Here is a 17,685-nt window from a genome sequence, read left to right on the forward strand (position 1 = left end):
CCGAGCAGGCATTTCGGAACATCCGGAAACCACGGAATCCACCAGCGGACCAGCAAAGAAAGAAGGAGGTGCGGCCATGGCAGCCGGCGCTCCCCGAGTCTTCGTGTCGCACCTCTCCGGTGTCGCCGTATTCGACCCGAACGGCGACCAGGTGGGCCGCGTCCGCGACCTCGTCGCCATGCTCCGTGTCGGCCGGCGGCCCCCGCGGCTGCTCGGCCTCGTCGTCGAACTCTCCACCCGGCGCCGCATCTTCCTCCCGATGACCCGCGTCACCGGCATCGAGTCCGGCCAGGTCATCACGACCGGCGTGCTGAACGTCCGCCGCTTCGAGCAACGGCCCACCGAGCGGCTGGTGTTCGGCGAACTCCTCGACCGGCGCGTCACCCTCGTCGAGACCGGCGAAGAGGTCACCGTCCTCGACCTGTCGGTGCAGCACCTGCCGGCCCGCCGCGACTGGGAGATCGACCGGGTCTTCGTCCGCAAGGGCAGGGCCGGCGGAGCCTTCAGAAGGGCCAAGGGCGAGACGCTGACCGTGGACTGGTCCAGCGTCACCGGTTTCTCCCTTGAGGAGCAGGGACAGGGCGCGGAGAGCCTCCTGGCCACCTTCGAGCAGCTGCGCCCCGCCGACCTCGCCAACGTCCTGCACCACCTCTCCCCCAAGCGCCGGGCCGAGGTCGCCGCCGCCCTGGACGACGACCGCCTCGCCGACGTCCTCGAAGAGCTCCCGGAGGACGACCAGATCGAGATCCTCGGCAAGCTGAAGGAGGAGCGCGCGGCGGACGTCCTGGAGGCCATGGACCCGGACGACGCGGCCGACCTCCTCTCCGAACTCCCCGAGGACGACAAGGAGCGCCTGCTCAACCTGATGCAGCCCTCCGAAGCGGCCGACGTACGCCGCCTGATGTCGTACGAGGAGCACACCGCGGGCGGCCTCATGACGACCGAGCCGATCGTCCTGCGGCCGGACGCGACCGTCGCCGACGCGCTCGCCCGCGTCCGCAGCGCCGACCTCTCGCCGGCCCTCGCCGCCCAGGTCTACGTCTGCCGCCCGCCCGACGACACCCCGACCGGCAAGTACCTCGGCACGGTCCACTTCCAGCGGCTGCTGCGCGACCCGCCGTACACCCTGGTCAGCGCGATCATCGACGACGACCTTCAGCCGCTCGACCCGGACGCGACGCTGCAGCTCATCGCCGGGTTCTTCGCGACGTACGACATGGTCGCGGCGCCCGTGGTCGACGAGACCGGGTCGCTGCTCGGGGCGGTGACCGTGGACGACGTGCTGGACCACATGCTGCCGGAGGACTGGCGGGAGACCGAGTTCCATCTCGACGAGGGCGACGGCGAGAACGAGGCAGAGACATCGGCAGAGGCGGAGGAGGTGGCGGCTCATGACTCCTGAGCGCGAGACCACGCGCGAGCGGACCCCGGCGGGCGCGACCGCCACCAGCCGGACGCGGGCCCGGCTCGACCAGCCGCGTTCGCCCCGGCGCCGGTTCCTGCCCGAGTACGACCCGGAGGCCTTCGGGCGGCTGTCGGAACGGATCGCGCGCTTCCTCGGCACCGGGCGGTTCATCGTCTGGATGACGATCGTCATCATCGTCTGGGTGCTGTGGAACATCTTCGCGCCGGCCGATGTGCGCTTCGACAACTACCCGTTCATCTTCCTGACGCTGATGCTGTCGCTCCAGGCCTCCTACGCGGCCCCGCTGATCCTGCTCGCGCAGAACCGGCAGGACGACCGCGACCGGGTCAACCTCGAACAGGACCGCAAGCAGAACGAGCGGTCGATCGCCGACACCGAGTACCTGACCCGCGAGATCGCAGCCCTGCGCATCGGCCTCGGCGAGGTGGCGACCCGGGACTGGATCCGCTCCGAACTCCAGGATCTGGTGAAAGAGCTGGAGGAACGGGAGAACGGCCACCACAAACACGTCGTATTCCCGGCGGAACGGTCGCACGGACGTGACGTAGACGACCGGTGACCGACTTACCTGGGGCCCGGCGCGGCGCCGTACCATCGACTCTATGGCTACGGAAGACGCGGTGCGTGAAGCGCTGTCGACGGTGAACGACCCCGAGATCAACCGACCCATCACCGAGTTGGGGATGGTCAAGTCGGTGGAGATCGGTGCGGACGGAGCGGTCGCGGTCACCGTGTACCTGACGGTCTCCGGCTGTCCCATGCGCGAGACGATCACGCAGCGCGTGACGGAGGCGGTCCTGGGTGTCGAGGGCGTCACCGGTGTCGACGTGACCCTGGACGTGATGAGCGACGAGCAGCGCAAGGAACTCGCGACCGCCCTGCGCGGTGGCAAGGCCGAGCGCGAGGTCCCCTTCGCGCAGCCCGGCTCCCTCACGCGCGTGTACGCGGTCGCGTCCGGCAAGGGCGGCGTCGGCAAGTCCTCGGTGACGGTGAACCTCGCGGCCGCGATGGCCGCCGACGGCCTGAAGGTCGGTGTCGTCGACGCGGACATCTACGGCCACAGCGTCCCGCGCATGCTGGGCGCCGACGGCCACCCCACCCAGGTCGAGAACATGATCATGCCGCCGTCGGCACACGGCGTGAAGGTCATCTCCATCGGCATGTTCACGCCGGGCAACGCACCGGTGGTGTGGCGCGGCCCGATGCTGCACCGCGCGCTCCAGCAGTTCCTGGCGGACGTGTACTGGGGCGACCTGGACGTCCTGCTCCTCGACCTCCCGCCGGGCACGGGCGACATCGCGATCTCCGTCGCCCAGCTCGTCCCGAACGCCGAGATCCTGGTCGTGACGACCCCTCAGCAGGCGGCGGCCGAGGTCGCCGAGCGGGCCGGCTCCATCGCCGTACAGACCCACCAGAAGATCGTCGGCGTCGTCGAGAACATGGCGGGCCTGCCGTGCCCGCACTGCGGCGAGATGGTCGACGTCTTCGGCACGGGCGGCGGCCAGTCGGTGGCGGACGGCCTCACGCGCACGACGGGCGCGTCGGTCCCCGTCCTCGGCTCCATCCCGATCGACGTCCGTCTCCGCGAGGGCGGCGACGAGGGCAAGCCGGTCGTCCTGACGGACCCGGACTCCCCGGCGGGCGCGGCACTGCGAGCGATCGCGGGCAAGCTGGGCGGCCGGCAGCGCGGTCTTTCGGGCATGTCGCTGGGGATCACCCCGAGGAACAAGTTCTAGGGATCTTCTTACGACGATGGGGGCGCCGTCCGGTGAGACGGCGCCCCCATCGTCGTAGCCGCTACTGGGGTGCGTAGGTCGCGATGTCCTTGATCATGGCGAAGCCGAGCCCGTACGCGCTCATGCCCCGGCCGTACGCCCCCACGTGCACGCCCTCCTGAGTCGACCCGGCGAGGACCCAGCCGAACTCGGACTCGCGGTAGTGGAAGGGCGTGGGGACGCCGTCCACGGGGAGGGACAGGGTCGACCAGTCGTCGCCGGCGAGGTCGTCGGCCAGTACCCAGGCCGTCTCCGTCTGCTGCTCCAGCCAGTCGTCGCGCAGGGTGTGGTCCATCTGGCCGGGCCAGGTGAAGGACAGCAGCCCCACACCGGCGAGCCAGGCCGCCGAGGAGACCGAGGTGGCCTCCAGGAGGCCCGTGCCGTCGGCGGTGCGCCGGGCGGGGTTGCCCGCGACGGTGACGACGACCGCGAACTTCTCCTTGTCCTCCGTGCCTTCGTTGCGTACGGAGGGCTCGTCGCCGTGCCCGATCGAACCGTGCTCGACGGCTCCGTCCGCCGCCATGCCCACCTGCATCAGCCAGCGCGGTCCCGTGAAGGCCTCGTCGAGGCCGTACCACGGGAAGGGCGCCAGCAGGTAGCCGTCGACCGTGCGCCGGGCGGAGGGGAGTTGTTGTCCACCCTCCGCGGCCGGCGCCTGCGCGCCTACCCGACTCGTCGTCTCCATGCTCCGGACGCCTCCTCGTTCTCGTCGGACCGGGGCGGCCCGCCCCCCTTCGGGCGACTCGCCCGGTCCGCACAACAACTCGGCAGCATAGCCACCTCGTGCGAGGCAGCCCGGAAAGCGCCCGGCGCGCGAGGCGCACGGGGGCCTTGTTCAGGCCGTACGGAGGCGTGGAAGTGACGGGAGACGTATGAAACGCGTCACGTAGGACGCGGTGAGGCGACTGTCCTCATGCGGCTCGGTCTGCGTCCGCCTACGGCTCAGGTGGCGTCCGCGTCGAAGGGCGGGCGGTCGTCCTTCTCCGGGTCCTCGGACTTCTTGGTCATGTCGAGACGACCGCTGCCGGAGGAGGACGAAGAGGGGGACGACGAGGAAGAGGAGGGGGAGTCCGCGCTCTGGACCGCCTCCGTGACCTCGGCCATCTCCTTCTTCAGGTCGAAGCCGTTGCGGATCTCCTTGAGCCCCAGTTCGTCGTTGTCCAGCTGCTTGCGCAGGAACGTCTTGGGGTTGAGGTCCTCGAAGTCGAAGTCCTTGAACTCCGGGCCCAGCTCCTCGCGGATGTCCGCCTTGGCGCTCTCCGAGAACTCTCGGATCTTCCGGATCGTCCGCATGACGTCCTGGATGACCTTCGGGAGCTTGTCCGGACCGAAGACGAGCACGGCGAGGACAATGATCGTCACCAGCTCTAGCGGGCCTATGTCATTGAACACCTGAAGCTCCTTGCGATGTCCTCGGTCCTCGGCCCTCGGTGGTCTGTGCGGGTCTTCCGTGGTCCGGGCCGGGTCCACGGTACCCGGCGATCCCACCCGACCGGTACTGTCCCGGGGGCTACGAGTGGGTGTACACCACCGGTTTTCCGGGTTGTTTGCCTAGTGGGACGGGGCGCGGGCCTCTCACCTGTGACGTTTCTGTCAATCACCGGTCGCCGAGCCCAGAACGAGCGACAAGGTCATCTCTTTGCCGCCTCGCCGCAAGGTCAGCCGCAGGTGGTCGCCGGGCCGATGCGCACGCGTCCTGACGATGAGCTCGTTCCCGGAGTGGACTGGCTCGCCGTCGACCCGGGTGATGACGTCGCCGGCCTTGAGTCCCGCCTTCGCACCGGGACCGCCCGCGGTGACGGCGGGCCCGTCCCCGCTGCCCTTCGTGGCGACCCGGGCCCCGTCTCCCGCGTATTCCATGTCGAGGGTGACGCCGATGACCGGATGAGTCGCCTTCCCCGTATTGATCAGCTCCTCGGCCACCCGCTTGGCCTGATTGACGGGAATGGCGAATCCGAGCCCGATGGACCCGGCCTGTCCGCTCTCCGTCCCGTCCCCTCCCCCGCCCCCGTAATCGGCGGACCGGATGGCCGAGTTGACCCCGACCAGCCGTCCCTGAGCATCGAGCAACGGCCCACCGGAGTTCCCGGGATTGATGGGCGCGTCGGTCTGCAACGCGTCGACATACGACACATCGCTCCCGTCCGACGCCTCACCCCCGGCGGTGATCGGCCGCTCCTTGGCACTGATGATCCCGGAGGTCACGGTGTTGTCGAGATCGAAGGGCGCGCCGATCGCGACAACGGGGTCCCCCACCCGCACGTTGTCGGAATTCCCTAGCGGCATCGGCGTCAGCCCCCGCACCCCGCTCACCTGCACGACGGCGAGGTCGTATCCGGTGTCACGCCCGACGACTTTGCCCTTGACGGTCTGTCCCCCACTGAAGCTGACGGATATCCGGCCGTCACCACCAGCGGACTCCACCACGTGGTTGTTGGTGAGGATGTGCCCCCGCGTGTCCAGCACGATCCCCGTCCCGGTCCCCGACTCCTCATCCCCGGTGACATGCAGCGTCACGACACTGGGCAGGGCCCGAGCGGCAATCCCGGCAACACTGCCGGGCGCCCGCCGGCTGTCCTCCTTACCGGCCTGCGGCAACACGATGTCCCCACCGATCCCGTCCCGCTCCAGATGCGCCCCTACGACGCCACCGATGCCGCCGGAGAGAAGAGCCAGGACGAGGGCTGGGCCGACGAGAAGCTTCCGGGTGCGGGCGCGCTGCTGTCCGGGGGTGGGGGTTGGGGTGCCGGTCTGTTGGAGGGGGGCGGGGGTGGCCCAGGGGTCGTAGCGGTGCCAGGGGTTGGTGGATGGGGCGGGGGCTGGGGCCTGGCCCGGGACAACAGGGGTGTGGGCGAGGTCGGGCGGGGTGAGAGGGCCGGTGGCCGAGGCGTTGGAGAGGGGTGGTGCGGGGGAGGCGACGGGCTCCAGGCCTGAGCCGTCGCCGCCAAGCCCGGGGCGCAAGGGTGCCGTGAGGCGCGATGGCGGCGAAAGATGATGCAGGAGCACCAGGAGACGCAGGACCGGCACACGGGACGGGCGTACCAGGAGCCACTGTGGAGGCCTGTGGGGCCGCCCCGGACCCAGAGGTGCCCCCCGGATGCTGAACGGCCGGCGCGGGCGCCCAGGGCCCCGGCTCACCGTACGGCGGGGTGCTGTAGGGGTCGGGGTCGTGCAGGGACCTGGGCCGGTCGGCGGGCGGGAGGACCGCGCCGGGCGGTATCGGGGGTTCGGCCACGGGAGGTCCCGGTTCCACATCAGCGCCGGCGCCTACAGAGGCGGCGGTCGGGGAGAACGACTCGGGGTGGTCCGACTCGGAAACACCGTCGACGTCTACGGCCGCGCCGCCGCGCCGGGAACCCGACGCGGGGTGGCCCCACCCGGAAACACCGTCGCCGTCCACGGCCACGCCGCCGCCCCGGGAACCCGACACGGGCTGGCTCAGCTCGAAGTCACCGCCAGCGTCTACGGCCGCGCCGACGGCCTGAGACCCCGACGCGGGATGGTCCAACTCGGAAACACCATCGCCGTCCACGGCCACGCCGCCACCCCGGAAACCCGACACGGGCTGGCTCAGCTCGAAGTCACCGCCAGCGTCTACGGCCGCGCCGACAGCCTGAGACCCCGAGACCGGGTGACCCAACAGGACACCAACGTCCGCTGCCGCAAGGCCCGTTGGAGACTCGGCCGCAGACCTGTCCAGCTCTGAGGCACCGCCTTCGCCATCGACCGCACCGCCGGGCGAGGACGCCGACGCAGGACGGCTCAACTCAAAGTCACCGCCAACACCCGCAACCGCACCGCCGGCCGAGACCTCCGGAACACAACGCCCCGACTCAGTCTCACCGCCAGCGTCTACGACCGCCCCGGCAGCCGAAGACCCCGCTACGGGACGCCCCAGCTCGAAATCCCCATCAACGTCCGCACCCGCACCGCCAGTTGGGGCCCCGCCCGCAGGCCGACCCGGCTCGACGTCACTGCCGGCATCGTCAGCCGCGTCCCCGGCCGAGCCCCTCGCCACAGGACGCCCCGTCTCGAAGTCGCCCCCACCGGAAGCCTCTTCACCGCTCGGTCCCTCGGCAGGTGCTCGCAGCTCGAAGTCCCCGTCGTCGGCTCCCCGCGACGTTTCGCCCCGCAACGCGCCCGGCGGCCGCGACGCAAAGTCCCCGTCGGCATTCCCGACACCCTGGGTATCCGCGCCGACATCCCCGTCGATGCCAACCCCGCGGACAGGGACCCCGGCATCACCCAAAGGCTCCGGCGCAGCACCCTCCGCCTCAGCCGCTCCCGGCACCGCGGGACCCCAGCCCCGAGCCCACCACTTCGTCTTCGCAGGCCCCTGACCCGACGTCCCCTCGTCCATGGTCCCGTCCCCCCCCCAACTGCCCGCGCCGACCCCGTACTCCCCGGATTCAACCAGGTTCGCGGGTCGTGGCGCAGAGGGCGGTCAGTGGAGGGGGTGGGAGGGGAGCGAGGGGGTGGAAGAGGGGGACGAGGTGGCGTCGGGCGCCGGGGTGCGGAGCAGGCCCGGGGTCATGACCTCGGGGGCCGCGGACCACGACGTGAGGGCGACCGGCGGGGTCGCGTTCAGCGGGCGTATCAGGGGGGACATGACCGCCGCTCCGGCCATCACCGGCGCGGAGAGCGTGTGCATGACCTCGTCGCCCTGGACGGCCGCAGGTGACGGCACTCCGGGGAGCAGCGGGGCGGAGACCGAGGTCGACGGGACCCCGGTGTCGCCGAGCATCGAGCGCTGGCTGGTGCCCTGGGCGAGCAGGGGGCCGACCGCACGGCGGCGCCCCGCGTCGGTGGTCGCCGCCGCACCCGTGCCCTGCGTACGCGCCGGCGTCACACCCGTACCGCCCCGCGCTTCCGCGGCCGTGTCGCCCGGCGCGACCGTGGCCACCCCGCCCAGCGCGATCGCGGCCAGCGAGACCGCCCCGGCAGCGACGAACGCGAACCGCATTCCGCGCGAGGCGGAGCGGTCGGCGTCGTGCCGGCTGACGTCATGGATACGGAAGCCGTCACGGGCGGACCGGGACGGGGACGAAGGGGTCAGGGCCGTAGCGGCATGCGGGCCCGCGGGGACGTAGCCGAACTCGAACGCGTCGAGCGGGCCGTCTCTTTTGACGCCGAAGACGCCGATTCCGGCGGCGAACAGTCCCCCGCCGGGCGGCTCCTCGCCGTCCGTGTCGCCGCCTCCCCCGGGGAGCCCCTGCAGACGGGCCAGGAAGCTCTCGGAGGGGGGCGGCGGGGCCATTTCCGCGAACACGTTCTTCAGTCGGCGCTGCGCGTCGGCCTCGGCCTTGCACTTCGTACAGGTGGCCAGGTGCGCCAGTACACGCTCGCGCGACTCATGACCGAGCTCCCCGTCCACCAGGGCGGAAAGTCGGTCTCCCAGGTGCTGCTCCGCAGGCGTAGGACGTGATCCACTCACGCGGTCGCGCCCCCTCCCCCCAGCGCGGGCACACGCGCCACGAAGGAACGGCGCTCGGCCCGTGCTTCCGGCGAGCGGTGCGCGAGGGCCTTGCGGAGCTGGGAGCGGCCGCGGTGGATCCGGGAACGGACCGTACCGAGCTTGACGCCCAGGGTCGCGGCGATCTCCTCGTACGAGAGACCCTCGATGTCGCACAGGACGACCGCCGCCCGGAACTCCGGGGCGAGGGTGTCCAGGGCCTGCTGGACGTCCGCGTCGAAGTGCGCGTCGTTGAAGACCTGCTGGGGTGACGGCTCGCGGCTGGGCAGCCGCTCGGCCGCGTCCTCCCCCAGCGCGTCGAAACGGATGCGCTGCTTGCGGCGGACCATGTCCAGGAAGAGGTTGGTGGTGATGCGGTGCAGCCAGCCCTCGAAGGTGCCGGGCGTGTACGTCGACAGCGAACGGAAGACCCGGACGAAGACCTCCTGAGTGAGGTCCTCGGCGTCGTGCTGGTTCCCCGTCAGGCGGTACGCGAGCCGGTACACACGGCCGCTGTGGGTGCTGACGATCTCCTCCCAGGTGGGCGGAGTCCACGCCTGCCCGTCCGCGTCGGTGGAGAAGGTCGCGGTCTGGGCATGGTCAGCGGCGTGGCTGTGGTCAGCAGCGGTGTCGTTCACGGATTTCGGCCTGCCCGCCGATCCGAGAAAGCGCCGAAGCACTCCTCCCCGATCCACAGGTACAGCCGCACCTCCCCTGTCGGCTCTGGTGGTGTCCAGTGGAGCCCCTACCATAGCCACCTCGCCCGTTAGCTCCGGATAAGCGGTTTTACGAGAATTTGATACACGCTCATACCGACCTGCCGGTGGCGTGAGCCGATGCCCGCGCCCCTGCCCGACGCCTTGCTCGACGTCGTGCTCGACAACCTGATCCATCGTCATCCCCCGCCCTTCCCTCCGGTCGCGCCCCCCAGTGCTTTCCTCCCCCCTCTAAACGCCCGGTCCCATCAGCAGGTTCCCGGCGCCAACGGATACAGTCACGCCCAGGCAACCACGGGGACAGGAGAGGGTCATTACCGGCAACCGGCAGACGAGCTGGGCGTTCGCCGACGCCTATGTCGCCGAGGACGAAGCACTGCGCTGGGCCCGTGACCGGGCCCGCGATGCAGGGCTGCGCTCGGTGTCGCCCGGCACGGGCGCCGCGCTGCGGATGCTCGCCGCCACCGTGGACGCGAAAGCGGTGGCCGAGATCGGAACCGGGACGGGTGTCTCCGGAATGCATCTTCTGTACGGCATGCGGCCGGACGGGGTACTGACCACCGTCGACCCGGAGCCGGACCACCAGCAGTTCGCCCGCCAGGCCTTCCGCGCGTGCGGCTTCGCCAGCAACCGGGCCCGCTTCATCCCGGGCCGCGCCCTGGACGTGCTGCCCCGGCTCGCGGACGCGGGCTACGACCTCGTGTTCTGCGACGGTGACCGGCTGGAGTTCCTGGACTATCTCGCTGAATCGTTGCGCCTGCTGCGTCCGGGTGGCCTGGTGGTCTTCGAGGGCGTCTTCGCCAACGGCCGCACCGTCGACTCGGGGCCCCAGCCCACCGAAGTCCTCCGGCTGCGCGAGCTGCTGCGCGCCGTGCGCGAGAGCCCGGAGCTGGTGCCGTCGCTGCTCCCGGTGGGCGACGGCCTGCTGTGTGCCGTCAAGCGGTAGAGCGGTAGACAGGCGTCAAGCGCCGGACCTGCCGTACGACTCCGAACTCAGGACCCCGGGAAAGCAGCTGCCCCGGCACCGTCTCGGGTGCCGGGGCAGCTGAAGGGGTATGGTCGCGTTCCGCCCCGTCAGCCGACGACCTTCTTGAGGGCGTCGCCCAGCGCGTCGGCCTCGTCAGGGGTCAGCTCGACGACGAGCCGCCCGCCGCCTTCGAGCGGAACGCGCATGACGATGCCCCGCCCCTCCTTGGTCACCTCGAGCGGGCCATCGCCCGTCCGCGGCTTCATGGCCGCCATGCTCGTTCCCCTTCCTGAAACCAGCTCATCGTCGCCGACGGCCCCATGGAGGGCACGCGCGGCCCCTAATGAGACACGCGTCACCGGCATCGAACACATTGCTTCCAAGCCATTATCCCGCATCTCAGGACCCGATGACCAACATCAGTCGGCATCGCTTGGGCAACGCGCGCGAGCAAAACCACTCAATTCGACGATGTGACTGCGATACTGCGCCGCCGCGCCGACCCCCGCCGCCCGAATCCGGAGCGGAATTCTTTGACGCAGGTCACACGTCCGGTCCGGTGCGCGGACGGTGATCTCCGCCATGCTGTCCTACGGACGTACGGCGTACCGACCGGTACGCCGGAGCCGCGACACCTGAGGGGATACGCCATGGCCGACACCGTGCTCTACGAGGTGAGCGACGGACTCGCGACGATCACGCTGAACCGCCCCGAGGCGATGAACGCGCTGAACATCGCGACCAAAGTCGCCCTCCGGGACGCGGTACGGGCCGCGGCGGACGACGACGCCGTACGGGCCGTGCTGCTGACCGCGGCCGGCGAGCGGGCGTTCTGTGTGGGCCAGGACCTCAAGGAGCACATCACGCTGCTGGCCTCCGACCGCGAGGCCGGGACCGGGGCCACGATGACCACGGTGAAGGAGCACTACAACCCCATCGTGCGGGCGCTGGCCGGCATGACGAAGCCCGTGGTCGCCGGGGTCAACGGGGTCGCCGCGGGCGCCGGTTTCGGGCTCGCCCTGGCCGCGGACTACCGGGTCGTGGCGGACACGGCCGGCTTCAACACGTCCTTCGCGGGGGTCGCCCTGACCGCGGACTCCGGCATCTCCTGGACGCTGCCCCGGGTGGTCGGTCCTGGTCGCGCCTCCGACCTGCTGCTGTTCCCGCGCACGATCACTGCGCAGGACGCGTACGACCTGGGGATCGCCAACCGTCTCGTGCCGGTCGCTGAGCTGCACGCCGAGGCGGAGAAGGTGGCCCGGCAGCTGGCGGACGGCCCGACGGTGGCGTACGCGGCGCTCAAGGAGGCGGTGGCCTACGGCCTGACGCACACCCTTGAGGAGACGTTGGAAAAAGAAGACGAACTTCAGTCTCGGGCGGGCGCGTCGGAGGACCACGCGATCGCTGTGCAGGCGTTCGTCAACAAGGAGAAGCCGAAGTACTTGGGCCGCTGAGTTCTCAAGCTGCGGGTGCGTGGGGGCTGGTCGCGCTCACGCGGCGGAGCCGCAAATCGACACAGCCCCGCGCCCCTTAAGGGGCGCTTCTCGCCACGCATGCTTCCAGGTGATCGTCGACCAACCCACACGCCTGCATCAGGGCGTATGCCGTCGTCGGCCCTACGAACTTCAGGCCCCGCTTCTTCAGGGCCTTAGACAGGGCCGTCGACTCGACCGTCACCGCCGGGACGTCCCCGAGTGTCTTCGGGGCCGGGCCCGGCTTCGGGGCGTGGGACCAGATGAACTCGTCGAGCTCGCCCGGCGCCCAGTCGGCCAGCACGCGCGCGTTGGCGATCGTCGCGTCGATCTTGAGGCGGTTGCGGATGATGCCGGTTTCGGCGAGGAGGCGTTCGCGGTCGGTGTCCGTGAAGGTGGCGACCTTGGAGATCTGGAAGCCGTCGAACGCGGCCCGGAAGCCCTCGCGGCGGCGCAGGATCGTGATCCAGGAGAGGCCGGACTGGAAGGCCTCCAGGCTGAGCCGCTCGTAGAGGGCGTCGTCGCCGTGGACCGGGCGGCCCCACTCCTCGTCGTGGTACGAGACGTAGTCCTCCGTGGACAGCGCCCAGGGGCAGCGCAGGGCGCCGTCCGGACCGGCGACGGCCCCGCCCTCGCTCACTGGTGGTCGCCTTCGACCGGCTTCTGCATGGAGACGTGGGCGCTGGCCTGCGCGCCCGCGAGGGCGTGCTCCAGGTCGGCGATCCGGGCGTCGCGCTCGGCGAGTTCGGCGGCGATGCGGCCCAGCGCGTCGTCCACCTCGGCCATGCGGTAGCCCCGCGCGGCGAGCGGGAAGCGGAGGGTCTCGATGTCGGCGTGGTTCACCGGCCGGTCCGGGGGCAGCGGGTCGTCGAGGCGCTCGGGCGCGGCGTCGGGCAGCGGGGCGCTCTCGCCGCCGCCGATCACCGAGAGGGTCACGGCGCCGACCACGACGGCGAGCGCGACGACCAGGAACACGAACATGAACATCTCTGAGGTCTCCACGGGCGTCGATGTCGGACGTGCCGAAGCCGAATGTGTCAGGGTCCGATCGTGCCATGCGACGCTGACAGTTAGGGTCACAGGCGGCTGAAGACCGGTACGTACTAGGAGAGGTCACAGGGGATGCTCAGGCTGGGCAGGCGTGAATTCGACGCGCACGAGCCGGTGATCATGGCGATCGTGAACCGGACCCCGGACTCCTTCTACGACCAGGGGGCCACGTTCCGCGACGAGCCCGCCCTCGCGCGCGTGGAGCAGGCGGTGGCCGAGGGCGCCGCGATCATCGACATCGGCGGGGTCAAGGCCGGCCCCGGCGAGGAAGTGACCGCCGACGAGGAGGCGCGGCGCACGGTCGGCTTCGTGGCCGAGGTGCGGCGGCGCTTCCCGGACGTGATCATCAGCGTGGACACCTGGCGGCACGAGGTCGGCGAGGCCGTCTGCGAGGTGGGCGCGGATCTCCTGAACGACGCGTGGGGCGGTGTCGATCCCCGGCTCGCGGAGGTCGCCGCGCGGTACGGCGTGGGACTGGTGTGCACGCACGCGGGCGGCGCCGAGCCCCGTACGCGGCCGCACCGGGTGACGTACGACGACGTCATGGCCGACATCCTGCGCGTGACCCTGGGTCTCGCCGAGCGGGCAGTGGAACTCGGGGTCCCCAGGGAGTCGGTTCTGATCGATCCCGGGCATGACTTCGGGAAGAACTCGCGGCACAGCCTGGAGGCGACGCGGCGGCTCGGCGAGATGGTCGGCACGGGGTGGCCCGTGCTCGTCTCGCTGTCCAACAAGGACTTCGTGGGCGAGACGCTCGACAAGCCGGTCAAGGAGCGGGTTGTCGGGACGCTCGCGACCACGGCGGTGTCGGCGTGGCTGGGGGCGCAGGTGTACCGGGTGCATGAGGTCGCGGAGACTCGGCAGGTGCTGGACATGGTTGCTTCGATCGCGGGGCATCGGCCTCCGGCCGTGGGGAGGCGGGGGCTGGCGTAAGTTTTTTTCGCCCCCGCCGCCCCTACCCGTCCCATCACTGGGGGCTGCCGCCCCCAGACCCCCGCTTCGGCCTGGACGGCCTCGTCCTCAAACGCCGGACGGGCTGGGAATCAACGTCCCGCTTCCTTCGAGACGAGGGCTACCGCCTCGTCCACGTCGTCCGTCACGTGGAACAGCAGCAGGTCCTTCTCCGACGCCTTGCCCTGGGCGATCAGCGTGTTCTTCAGCCAGTCGACCAGGCCGCCCCAGTACTCGCTCCCGAAGAGGACGATCGGGAAGCGGGTGACCTTCTGGGTCTGTACGAGGGTGAGGGCCTCGAAGAGTTCGTCGAGGGTGCCGAGGCCGCCGGGGAGGACCACGAAGCCCTGGGCGTACTTGACGAACATCATCTTGCGGACGAAGAAGTAACGGAAGTTCAGCCCGATGTCGACGTAGGCGTTGAGCCCCTGCTCGAAGGGCAGCTCGATGCCGAGGCCGACAGAGATGCCCTTGGCCTCCAGGGCGCCCTTGTTGGCCGCCTCCATGGCGCCGGGGCCGCCGCCGGTGATCACGGCCCACCCGGCCTCCACGAGGGCGCGTCCGAGCCGTACGCCCGCTTCGTACTCCGGTGACTCCGGCTTGGTGCGGGCGGAGCCGAACACGCTGATCGCGGGCGGCAGTTCGGCCAGGGTGCCGAAGCCCTCGATGAACTCCGACTGGATCCGCAGGACGCGCCACGGGTCGGTGTGGACCCAGTCCGAGGGGCCGCCCGCGTCCAGGAGGCGCTGGTCGGTCGTGCTCGCGGTCACCTGGCCGCGCCGCCGGAGGACCGGTCCCAGGCGCTGCTCCTCCGGTGGCTGCTGCTTGCCCTCGGGGTTGCCTGTAGCCATGTGCGCTCCCTCCACTTGCAGGTGTTTCGTACTTCAGCGTAGGTCTACGCGGGTTACGGAGGGGGGACATACGGATGTCAGGCGGTGAGCCAGTCCCGCAGCCGCCGCTCCGTCTCGGGGATCAGGGCCGCCTCGACCCGCTCGTCGACCTTGTGGGCGAGGAGTTGGGCGCCGGGGCCGTAGTTCACCGCGGGCACGCCGAGCGCGCTGAAGCGGGCCACGTCGGTCCAGCCGAACTTGGGGCGGGCTTCGCCGCCGACGGCCGCCATGAAGGCCGCGGCGGCCGGGTGGGTCAGGCCGGGGCGGGCTCCGCCCGTGTGGTCGTCGACGACGAACTCGTCGACCCCGCAGTCGGCGAAGTAGTCGCGTACGAAGGCCTCCGCCTCCTCCTCGCTGCGGTCGGGCGCATAGCGGAAGTTGACAACCAGGGTGCACGCGTCGGGGATGACGTTGGTGGCCACTCCCCCTTCGACGCGTACCGCGTTGAGGCCCTCGTGGAACTGGAGGCCATCCACCACGGGCGTGCGCGGCTCGTACGCGGCGAGCTTGGCCAGTGCCCTTGAGGCCGCGTGGATCGCGTTGGAGCCCATCCACGCGCGCGCGGAGTGCGCTCGTTCACCCTTGAACTTCAGGAACACCCGGAGCGTGCCCTGGCAGCCGCCCTCGACCTGACCGTCGGTCGGCTCCAGGAGGACCGCGAAGTCGCCCTCCAGCCAGTCGGGATGGGCCTCGGAGACGTGCTTGAGGCCGTTGAGGTGGGCGGCGACCTCCTCGTTGTCGTAGAAGACGAACGTCAGGTCGCGGTTGGGGGCCAACACCGTTGCCGCGATGCGGAGTTGGACCGCCACGCCGGACTTCATGTCGCAGGTGCCGCAGCCCCACAGGACGCCGTTCTCGTCGAGGCGCGAGGGGACGTTGTCGGCGATCGGGACCGTGTCGATGTGGCCGGCCAGGACGACGCGTTCCGTACGGCCGAGGTTCGTGCGGGCGACGACGTTGTTGCCGTACCGGTCGACCGTCAGGTGCGGCAGGGTGCGCAGGGCGGTCTCGATCGCGTCCGCGAGGGGCTTCTCGCTGCCACTCTCCGAGGGGAAGTCGACGAGCTGCGCGGTGAGCCGTGCGGCGTCCAGCGTGAGGTCAAGTGCGGTGTCGGCCATGGCGTCGACCCTAACCCGAACGGTCTGCACACCGTTTGTCCACACCCGGCGCAGCGGTAACAGGAGCCTCCGCTACCTTGTGGGGATGCTCCAGTCCCCCACCCCCAAGAAGCGTCGACGCGGCCGCCTCTTCCGGTTCTCCTCGGCGTTCGTGGTGCTGCTCGCGGTCGCGGGCTATCTGGTCGTCCAGTACGTCACCGGCGGCCGGGGCGGGCCCGGTTGCAAGGTGGTCTCCGGCAAGGACGACGGCCAGGCGTACGAGTTCTCGCAGGAGCAGACGATGAACGCGGCGACGATCGCCGCCGTCGGCACCGGGCGCGGTATGCCCGAGCGGGCCGTGACGATCGCGCTCGCGACCGCCCTCCAGGAGTCGCAGCTCGTCAACATCCAGCACGGCGACCTGGATTCGCTCGGCCTGTTCCAGCAGCGGCCCTCGCAGGGCTGGGGCACCAAGAAGGAGATCCTGGATCCGACGTACGCGGCGGGCGTCTTCTACGAGCACCTCTCCAAGGTGGACGACTACCAGCAGCTCCCCCTCACCGTCGCCGCGCAGCGCGTGCAGCGCAGCGGCTACCCGGAGGCGTACGCCAAGCACGAGCCCGAGGCCACGCTGCTGTCCGCCGCCCTCACCGGACAGGCGGCCGCCACGCTGACCTGCCAGGGCCTTCCGGACACCACCCGGGCGGACACCGGCCCGGACGCCGTACGGGCCGCGCTGGTACGGGACTTCGGGCGCACCGTGCTGAAGGAGACGGGCGCGGAGGTGACCGGGGACGGCTCGGCGTCGAAGGACAAATCGGAGTCCAAGGCGAAGGCCGAGTCCACGCCCACTCCCAGCACGAGTGCGTCCGGCGGGAGCAGCACGGTGACCCTGCCGGTGCGGTCCGGCAGCACGCGGACCGGCTGGCAGCTCGCGCACTGGGCGGTGGCCAACTCCTCGGTGCTGCACATCGAGCGCGTGTCGTACGCCGGCCGCGAGTGGGCCGCCGGCAGCGCGGACGACCCGTGGCACTCGACCGCCGCGAAGGCCTCCGGCGGGGTGCGGATAGTGACCGAGCGGCAGGGCGGGCAGAAGTAGCCGCGAGGTGTTGACCGGGCAGTCGTACGGGTCGTCACCCGTAGGGGTTATGCGCGGTCGTTCCGGGTCCGGGCGTGCTCAGGTTTTCGTGCCGTCACCCTGGCGTGCACCAAAGCCCTTGAAAACAAAGGGCTGCGAGCATTTGGCAGGCTTTCACACCGGGCGCTCTTTGTCCGTTTTTATCCGTAGCTGATTATGCGACGCATTGCCAACTCTTTGCGTTGCCGCTCCGCAACCTTCGCGCGCTTCGAGCGGTAGTCACTGCGTCCGAGCCCGGAGATCAACACAAGGAGCATCATGTCCCTCCCCCTGACCCGCCGGATCGCCCGTGCCGCGCTGCTCGTCGCAGCGGGAGCGGCAGCCGGGGTCGGTGCGGCCGGCTCCGCCAGTGCGGCCCCCTCCCTGCCGGCCACCCCGAACCTGGGCGCACTGACCGCCCTGGACGGGGCGAGCGTCGGCAACACGGTCGACGGCGCGAGCCAGAACGTCACGGGGGTCGCCGGCAAGTCCGGTGGCCAGACGCTGGAGAAGGCGGTGCCGGCCGCAGGCAAGACCGGCGGGAAGGTTGCCAAGACGGTGGCTCCGGCTGCGCAGCACGTTGCCGGGGACACGGCGGGGCAGGCCGGAGGCCTGCTCGGCGACACGGCCAAGACCGCGACTTCGGGTGGTGGGTTGCCGACCGACGCGGTGACCAAGGGTGGGTTGCCCACGGCGCAGGAGCTGCCGCTGAAGGGGTTGCCTCTCGGCTAGTTCGGCTGCGTTTTAGTGCGGCTGCGTTGAAGGGGTCCAG

Annotated in this window: 19 protein-coding genes; 9 read left to right on the plus strand and 10 right to left on the minus strand. The window is 70.6% G+C overall.

What is annotated here, in order from left to right; genetic code table 11:
• Positions 1 to 76 precede the first annotated feature (76 nt).
• Genes ACGFY9_RS42035 through ACGFY9_RS42045 form a run of 3 tightly spaced genes read left to right on the plus strand, consistent with a single transcriptional unit; the run spans position 77 to position 3,162 of the window.
• The gene (locus ACGFY9_RS42035; RefSeq protein ID WP_393763365.1) at positions 77 to 1,402 is read left to right on the plus strand and encodes a magnesium transporter MgtE N-terminal domain-containing protein; all 1,326 of its coding nucleotides are present in this window, start codon (positions 77 to 79) and stop codon (positions 1,400 to 1,402) included.
• Positions 1,392 to 1,985: a DUF1003 domain-containing protein gene (locus ACGFY9_RS42040; protein WP_393763366.1), complete on the plus strand. Its 594-nt coding sequence runs from the start codon at positions 1,392 to 1,394 to the stop codon at positions 1,983 to 1,985. The genes ACGFY9_RS42035 and ACGFY9_RS42040 overlap by 11 nt, the downstream gene beginning before the upstream one ends.
• A gap of 43 nt (positions 1,986 to 2,028) precedes the next feature.
• Positions 2,029 to 3,162, plus strand: a complete 1,134-nt coding sequence (locus tag ACGFY9_RS42045; RefSeq protein WP_393763368.1) for an Mrp/NBP35 family ATP-binding protein — start codon at positions 2,029 to 2,031, stop codon at positions 3,160 to 3,162.
• 61 nt (positions 3,163 to 3,223) lie between these two features.
• On the opposite strand, the gene ACGFY9_RS42050 is transcribed toward ACGFY9_RS42045, so the two are convergent.
• The 3 genes from ACGFY9_RS42050 to ACGFY9_RS42060 form a co-directional block, all read right to left on the minus strand.
• On the minus strand, positions 3,224 to 3,886 hold the full coding sequence (locus ACGFY9_RS42050) for a hypothetical protein (protein WP_393763370.1): 663 nt from the start codon (positions 3,884 to 3,886) through the stop codon (positions 3,224 to 3,226).
• 257 nt (positions 3,887 to 4,143) lie between these two features.
• On the minus strand, positions 4,144 to 4,593 hold the full coding sequence (locus ACGFY9_RS42055; protein WP_393763372.1) for a sec-independent translocase: 450 nt from the start codon (positions 4,591 to 4,593) through the stop codon (positions 4,144 to 4,146).
• Between the two features lie 201 nt (positions 4,594 to 4,794).
• A complete protein-coding gene (locus ACGFY9_RS42060; protein ID WP_393763374.1) occupies positions 4,795 to 6,162 on the minus strand; it encodes a trypsin-like peptidase domain-containing protein in 1,368 nt (455 codons plus the stop codon).
• Positions 6,163 to 6,502: 340 nt separating this feature from the next.
• On the opposite strand from ACGFY9_RS42060, the gene ACGFY9_RS42065 reads away from it, so the two are divergent.
• A complete protein-coding gene (locus tag ACGFY9_RS42065) occupies positions 6,503 to 6,907 on the plus strand; it encodes a hypothetical protein (RefSeq protein ID WP_393763376.1) in 405 nt (134 codons plus the stop codon).
• A gap of 738 nt (positions 6,908 to 7,645) precedes the next feature.
• Here ACGFY9_RS42065 and ACGFY9_RS42070 read toward each other — a convergent pair.
• Both ACGFY9_RS42070 and sigE read right to left on the minus strand, forming a co-directional pair.
• The gene (locus ACGFY9_RS42070; RefSeq protein ID WP_393763378.1) at positions 7,646 to 8,635 is read right to left on the minus strand and encodes an anti-sigma factor family protein; all 990 of its coding nucleotides are present in this window, start codon (positions 8,633 to 8,635) and stop codon (positions 7,646 to 7,648) included.
• Positions 8,632 to 9,333 (minus strand): RNA polymerase sigma factor SigE, encoded by a 702-nt coding sequence (gene sigE / locus ACGFY9_RS42075; protein ID WP_019072074.1) that lies wholly within the window; start codon positions 9,331 to 9,333, stop codon positions 8,632 to 8,634. The genes ACGFY9_RS42070 and sigE overlap by 4 nt, the downstream gene beginning before the upstream one ends.
• A gap of 283 nt (positions 9,334 to 9,616) precedes the next feature.
• Here sigE and ACGFY9_RS42080 point away from each other — a divergent pair, with 283 nt between their 5' ends.
• The gene (locus ACGFY9_RS42080) at positions 9,617 to 10,315 is read left to right on the plus strand and encodes an O-methyltransferase (protein ID WP_393763534.1); all 699 of its coding nucleotides are present in this window, start codon (positions 9,617 to 9,619) and stop codon (positions 10,313 to 10,315) included.
• A gap of 128 nt (positions 10,316 to 10,443) precedes the next feature.
• On the opposite strand, the gene ACGFY9_RS42085 is transcribed toward ACGFY9_RS42080, so the two are convergent.
• On the minus strand, positions 10,444 to 10,611 hold the full coding sequence (locus ACGFY9_RS42085) for a DUF3117 domain-containing protein (protein WP_003966491.1): 168 nt from the start codon (positions 10,609 to 10,611) through the stop codon (positions 10,444 to 10,446).
• Between the two features lie 375 nt (positions 10,612 to 10,986).
• Between ACGFY9_RS42085 and ACGFY9_RS42090 the strand changes: the two genes are divergently transcribed.
• Entirely contained in the window at positions 10,987 to 11,790 is an 804-nt protein-coding gene (locus ACGFY9_RS42090; protein ID WP_393763380.1) for an enoyl-CoA hydratase/isomerase family protein, read from the plus strand.
• 76 nt (positions 11,791 to 11,866) lie between these two features.
• Here ACGFY9_RS42090 and ACGFY9_RS42095 read toward each other — a convergent pair whose 3' ends face one another.
• Both ACGFY9_RS42095 and ACGFY9_RS42100 read right to left on the minus strand, forming a co-directional pair.
• Positions 11,867 to 12,448, minus strand: a complete 582-nt coding sequence (locus ACGFY9_RS42095) for a DNA-3-methyladenine glycosylase I (protein ID WP_393763382.1) — start codon at positions 12,446 to 12,448, stop codon at positions 11,867 to 11,869.
• Entirely contained in the window at positions 12,445 to 12,795 is a 351-nt protein-coding gene (locus ACGFY9_RS42100) for a DivIVA domain-containing protein (protein ID WP_393763384.1), read from the minus strand. The genes ACGFY9_RS42095 and ACGFY9_RS42100 overlap by 4 nt, the downstream gene beginning before the upstream one ends.
• Positions 12,796 to 12,930: 135 nt before the next feature.
• Between ACGFY9_RS42100 and folP the strand changes: the two genes are divergently transcribed.
• Positions 12,931 to 13,791, plus strand: a complete 861-nt coding sequence (gene folP, locus ACGFY9_RS42105) for a dihydropteroate synthase (RefSeq protein ID WP_393763386.1) — start codon at positions 12,931 to 12,933, stop codon at positions 13,789 to 13,791.
• Between the two features lie 110 nt (positions 13,792 to 13,901).
• On the opposite strand, the gene ACGFY9_RS42110 is transcribed toward folP, so the two are convergent.
• Positions 13,902 to 14,660: a TIGR00730 family Rossman fold protein gene (locus ACGFY9_RS42110; RefSeq protein WP_393763388.1), complete on the minus strand. Its 759-nt coding sequence runs from the start codon at positions 14,658 to 14,660 to the stop codon at positions 13,902 to 13,904.
• Between the two features lie 77 nt (positions 14,661 to 14,737).
• The gene (dapE, locus tag ACGFY9_RS42115; RefSeq protein ID WP_393763390.1) at positions 14,738 to 15,817 is read right to left on the minus strand and encodes a succinyl-diaminopimelate desuccinylase; all 1,080 of its coding nucleotides are present in this window, start codon (positions 15,815 to 15,817) and stop codon (positions 14,738 to 14,740) included.
• Positions 15,818 to 15,902: 85 nt separating this feature from the next.
• Here dapE and ACGFY9_RS42120 point away from each other — a divergent pair, with 85 nt between their 5' ends.
• Both ACGFY9_RS42120 and ACGFY9_RS42125 read left to right on the plus strand, forming a co-directional pair.
• Entirely contained in the window at positions 15,903 to 16,895 is a 993-nt protein-coding gene (locus tag ACGFY9_RS42120) for a heavy metal transporter (protein ID WP_393763392.1), read from the plus strand.
• Between the two features lie 297 nt (positions 16,896 to 17,192).
• A complete protein-coding gene (locus ACGFY9_RS42125) occupies positions 17,193 to 17,645 on the plus strand; it encodes an ATP-binding protein (RefSeq protein ID WP_393763393.1) in 453 nt (150 codons plus the stop codon).
• The last annotated feature ends 40 nt before the right edge of the window (positions 17,646 to 17,685 follow it).

The organism is Streptomyces sp. NPDC048504 (assembly GCF_043200035.1).
In the GTDB taxonomy this organism is placed as follows: domain Bacteria; phylum Actinomycetota; class Actinomycetes; order Streptomycetales; family Streptomycetaceae; genus Streptomyces.

Excerpts from the sequence above, each read along its gene's own strand:
- ACGFY9_RS42050 (WP_393763370.1), bottom strand. The coding sequence starts at position 3,886 with ATGGAGACGACGAGTCGGGTAGGCGCGCAGGCGCCGGCCGCGGAGGGT.
- ACGFY9_RS42040 (WP_393763366.1), top strand. The coding sequence starts at position 1,392 with ATGACTCCTGAGCGCGAGACCACGCGCGAGCGGACCCCGGCGGGCGCG.
- ACGFY9_RS42100 (WP_393763384.1), bottom strand. The coding sequence starts at position 12,795 with ATGTTCATGTTCGTGTTCCTGGTCGTCGCGCTCGCCGTCGTGGTCGGC.
- ACGFY9_RS42125 (WP_393763393.1), top strand. The coding sequence starts at position 17,193 with ATGTCCCTCCCCCTGACCCGCCGGATCGCCCGTGCCGCGCTGCTCGTC.
- ACGFY9_RS42035 (WP_393763365.1), top strand. The coding sequence starts at position 77 with ATGGCAGCCGGCGCTCCCCGAGTCTTCGTGTCGCACCTCTCCGGTGTC.
- ACGFY9_RS42110 (WP_393763388.1), bottom strand. The coding sequence starts at position 14,660 with ATGGCTACAGGCAACCCCGAGGGCAAGCAGCAGCCACCGGAGGAGCAG.
- dapE (WP_393763390.1), bottom strand. The coding sequence starts at position 15,817 with ATGGCCGACACCGCACTTGACCTCACGCTGGACGCCGCACGGCTCACC.
- ACGFY9_RS42085 (WP_003966491.1), bottom strand. The coding sequence starts at position 10,611 with ATGGCGGCCATGAAGCCGCGGACGGGCGATGGCCCGCTCGAGGTGACC.
- ACGFY9_RS42045 (WP_393763368.1), top strand. The coding sequence starts at position 2,029 with ATGGCTACGGAAGACGCGGTGCGTGAAGCGCTGTCGACGGTGAACGAC.
- ACGFY9_RS42120 (WP_393763392.1), top strand. The coding sequence starts at position 15,903 with ATGCTCCAGTCCCCCACCCCCAAGAAGCGTCGACGCGGCCGCCTCTTC.
- folP (WP_393763386.1), top strand. The coding sequence starts at position 12,931 with ATGCTCAGGCTGGGCAGGCGTGAATTCGACGCGCACGAGCCGGTGATC.
- ACGFY9_RS42090 (WP_393763380.1), top strand. The coding sequence starts at position 10,987 with ATGGCCGACACCGTGCTCTACGAGGTGAGCGACGGACTCGCGACGATC.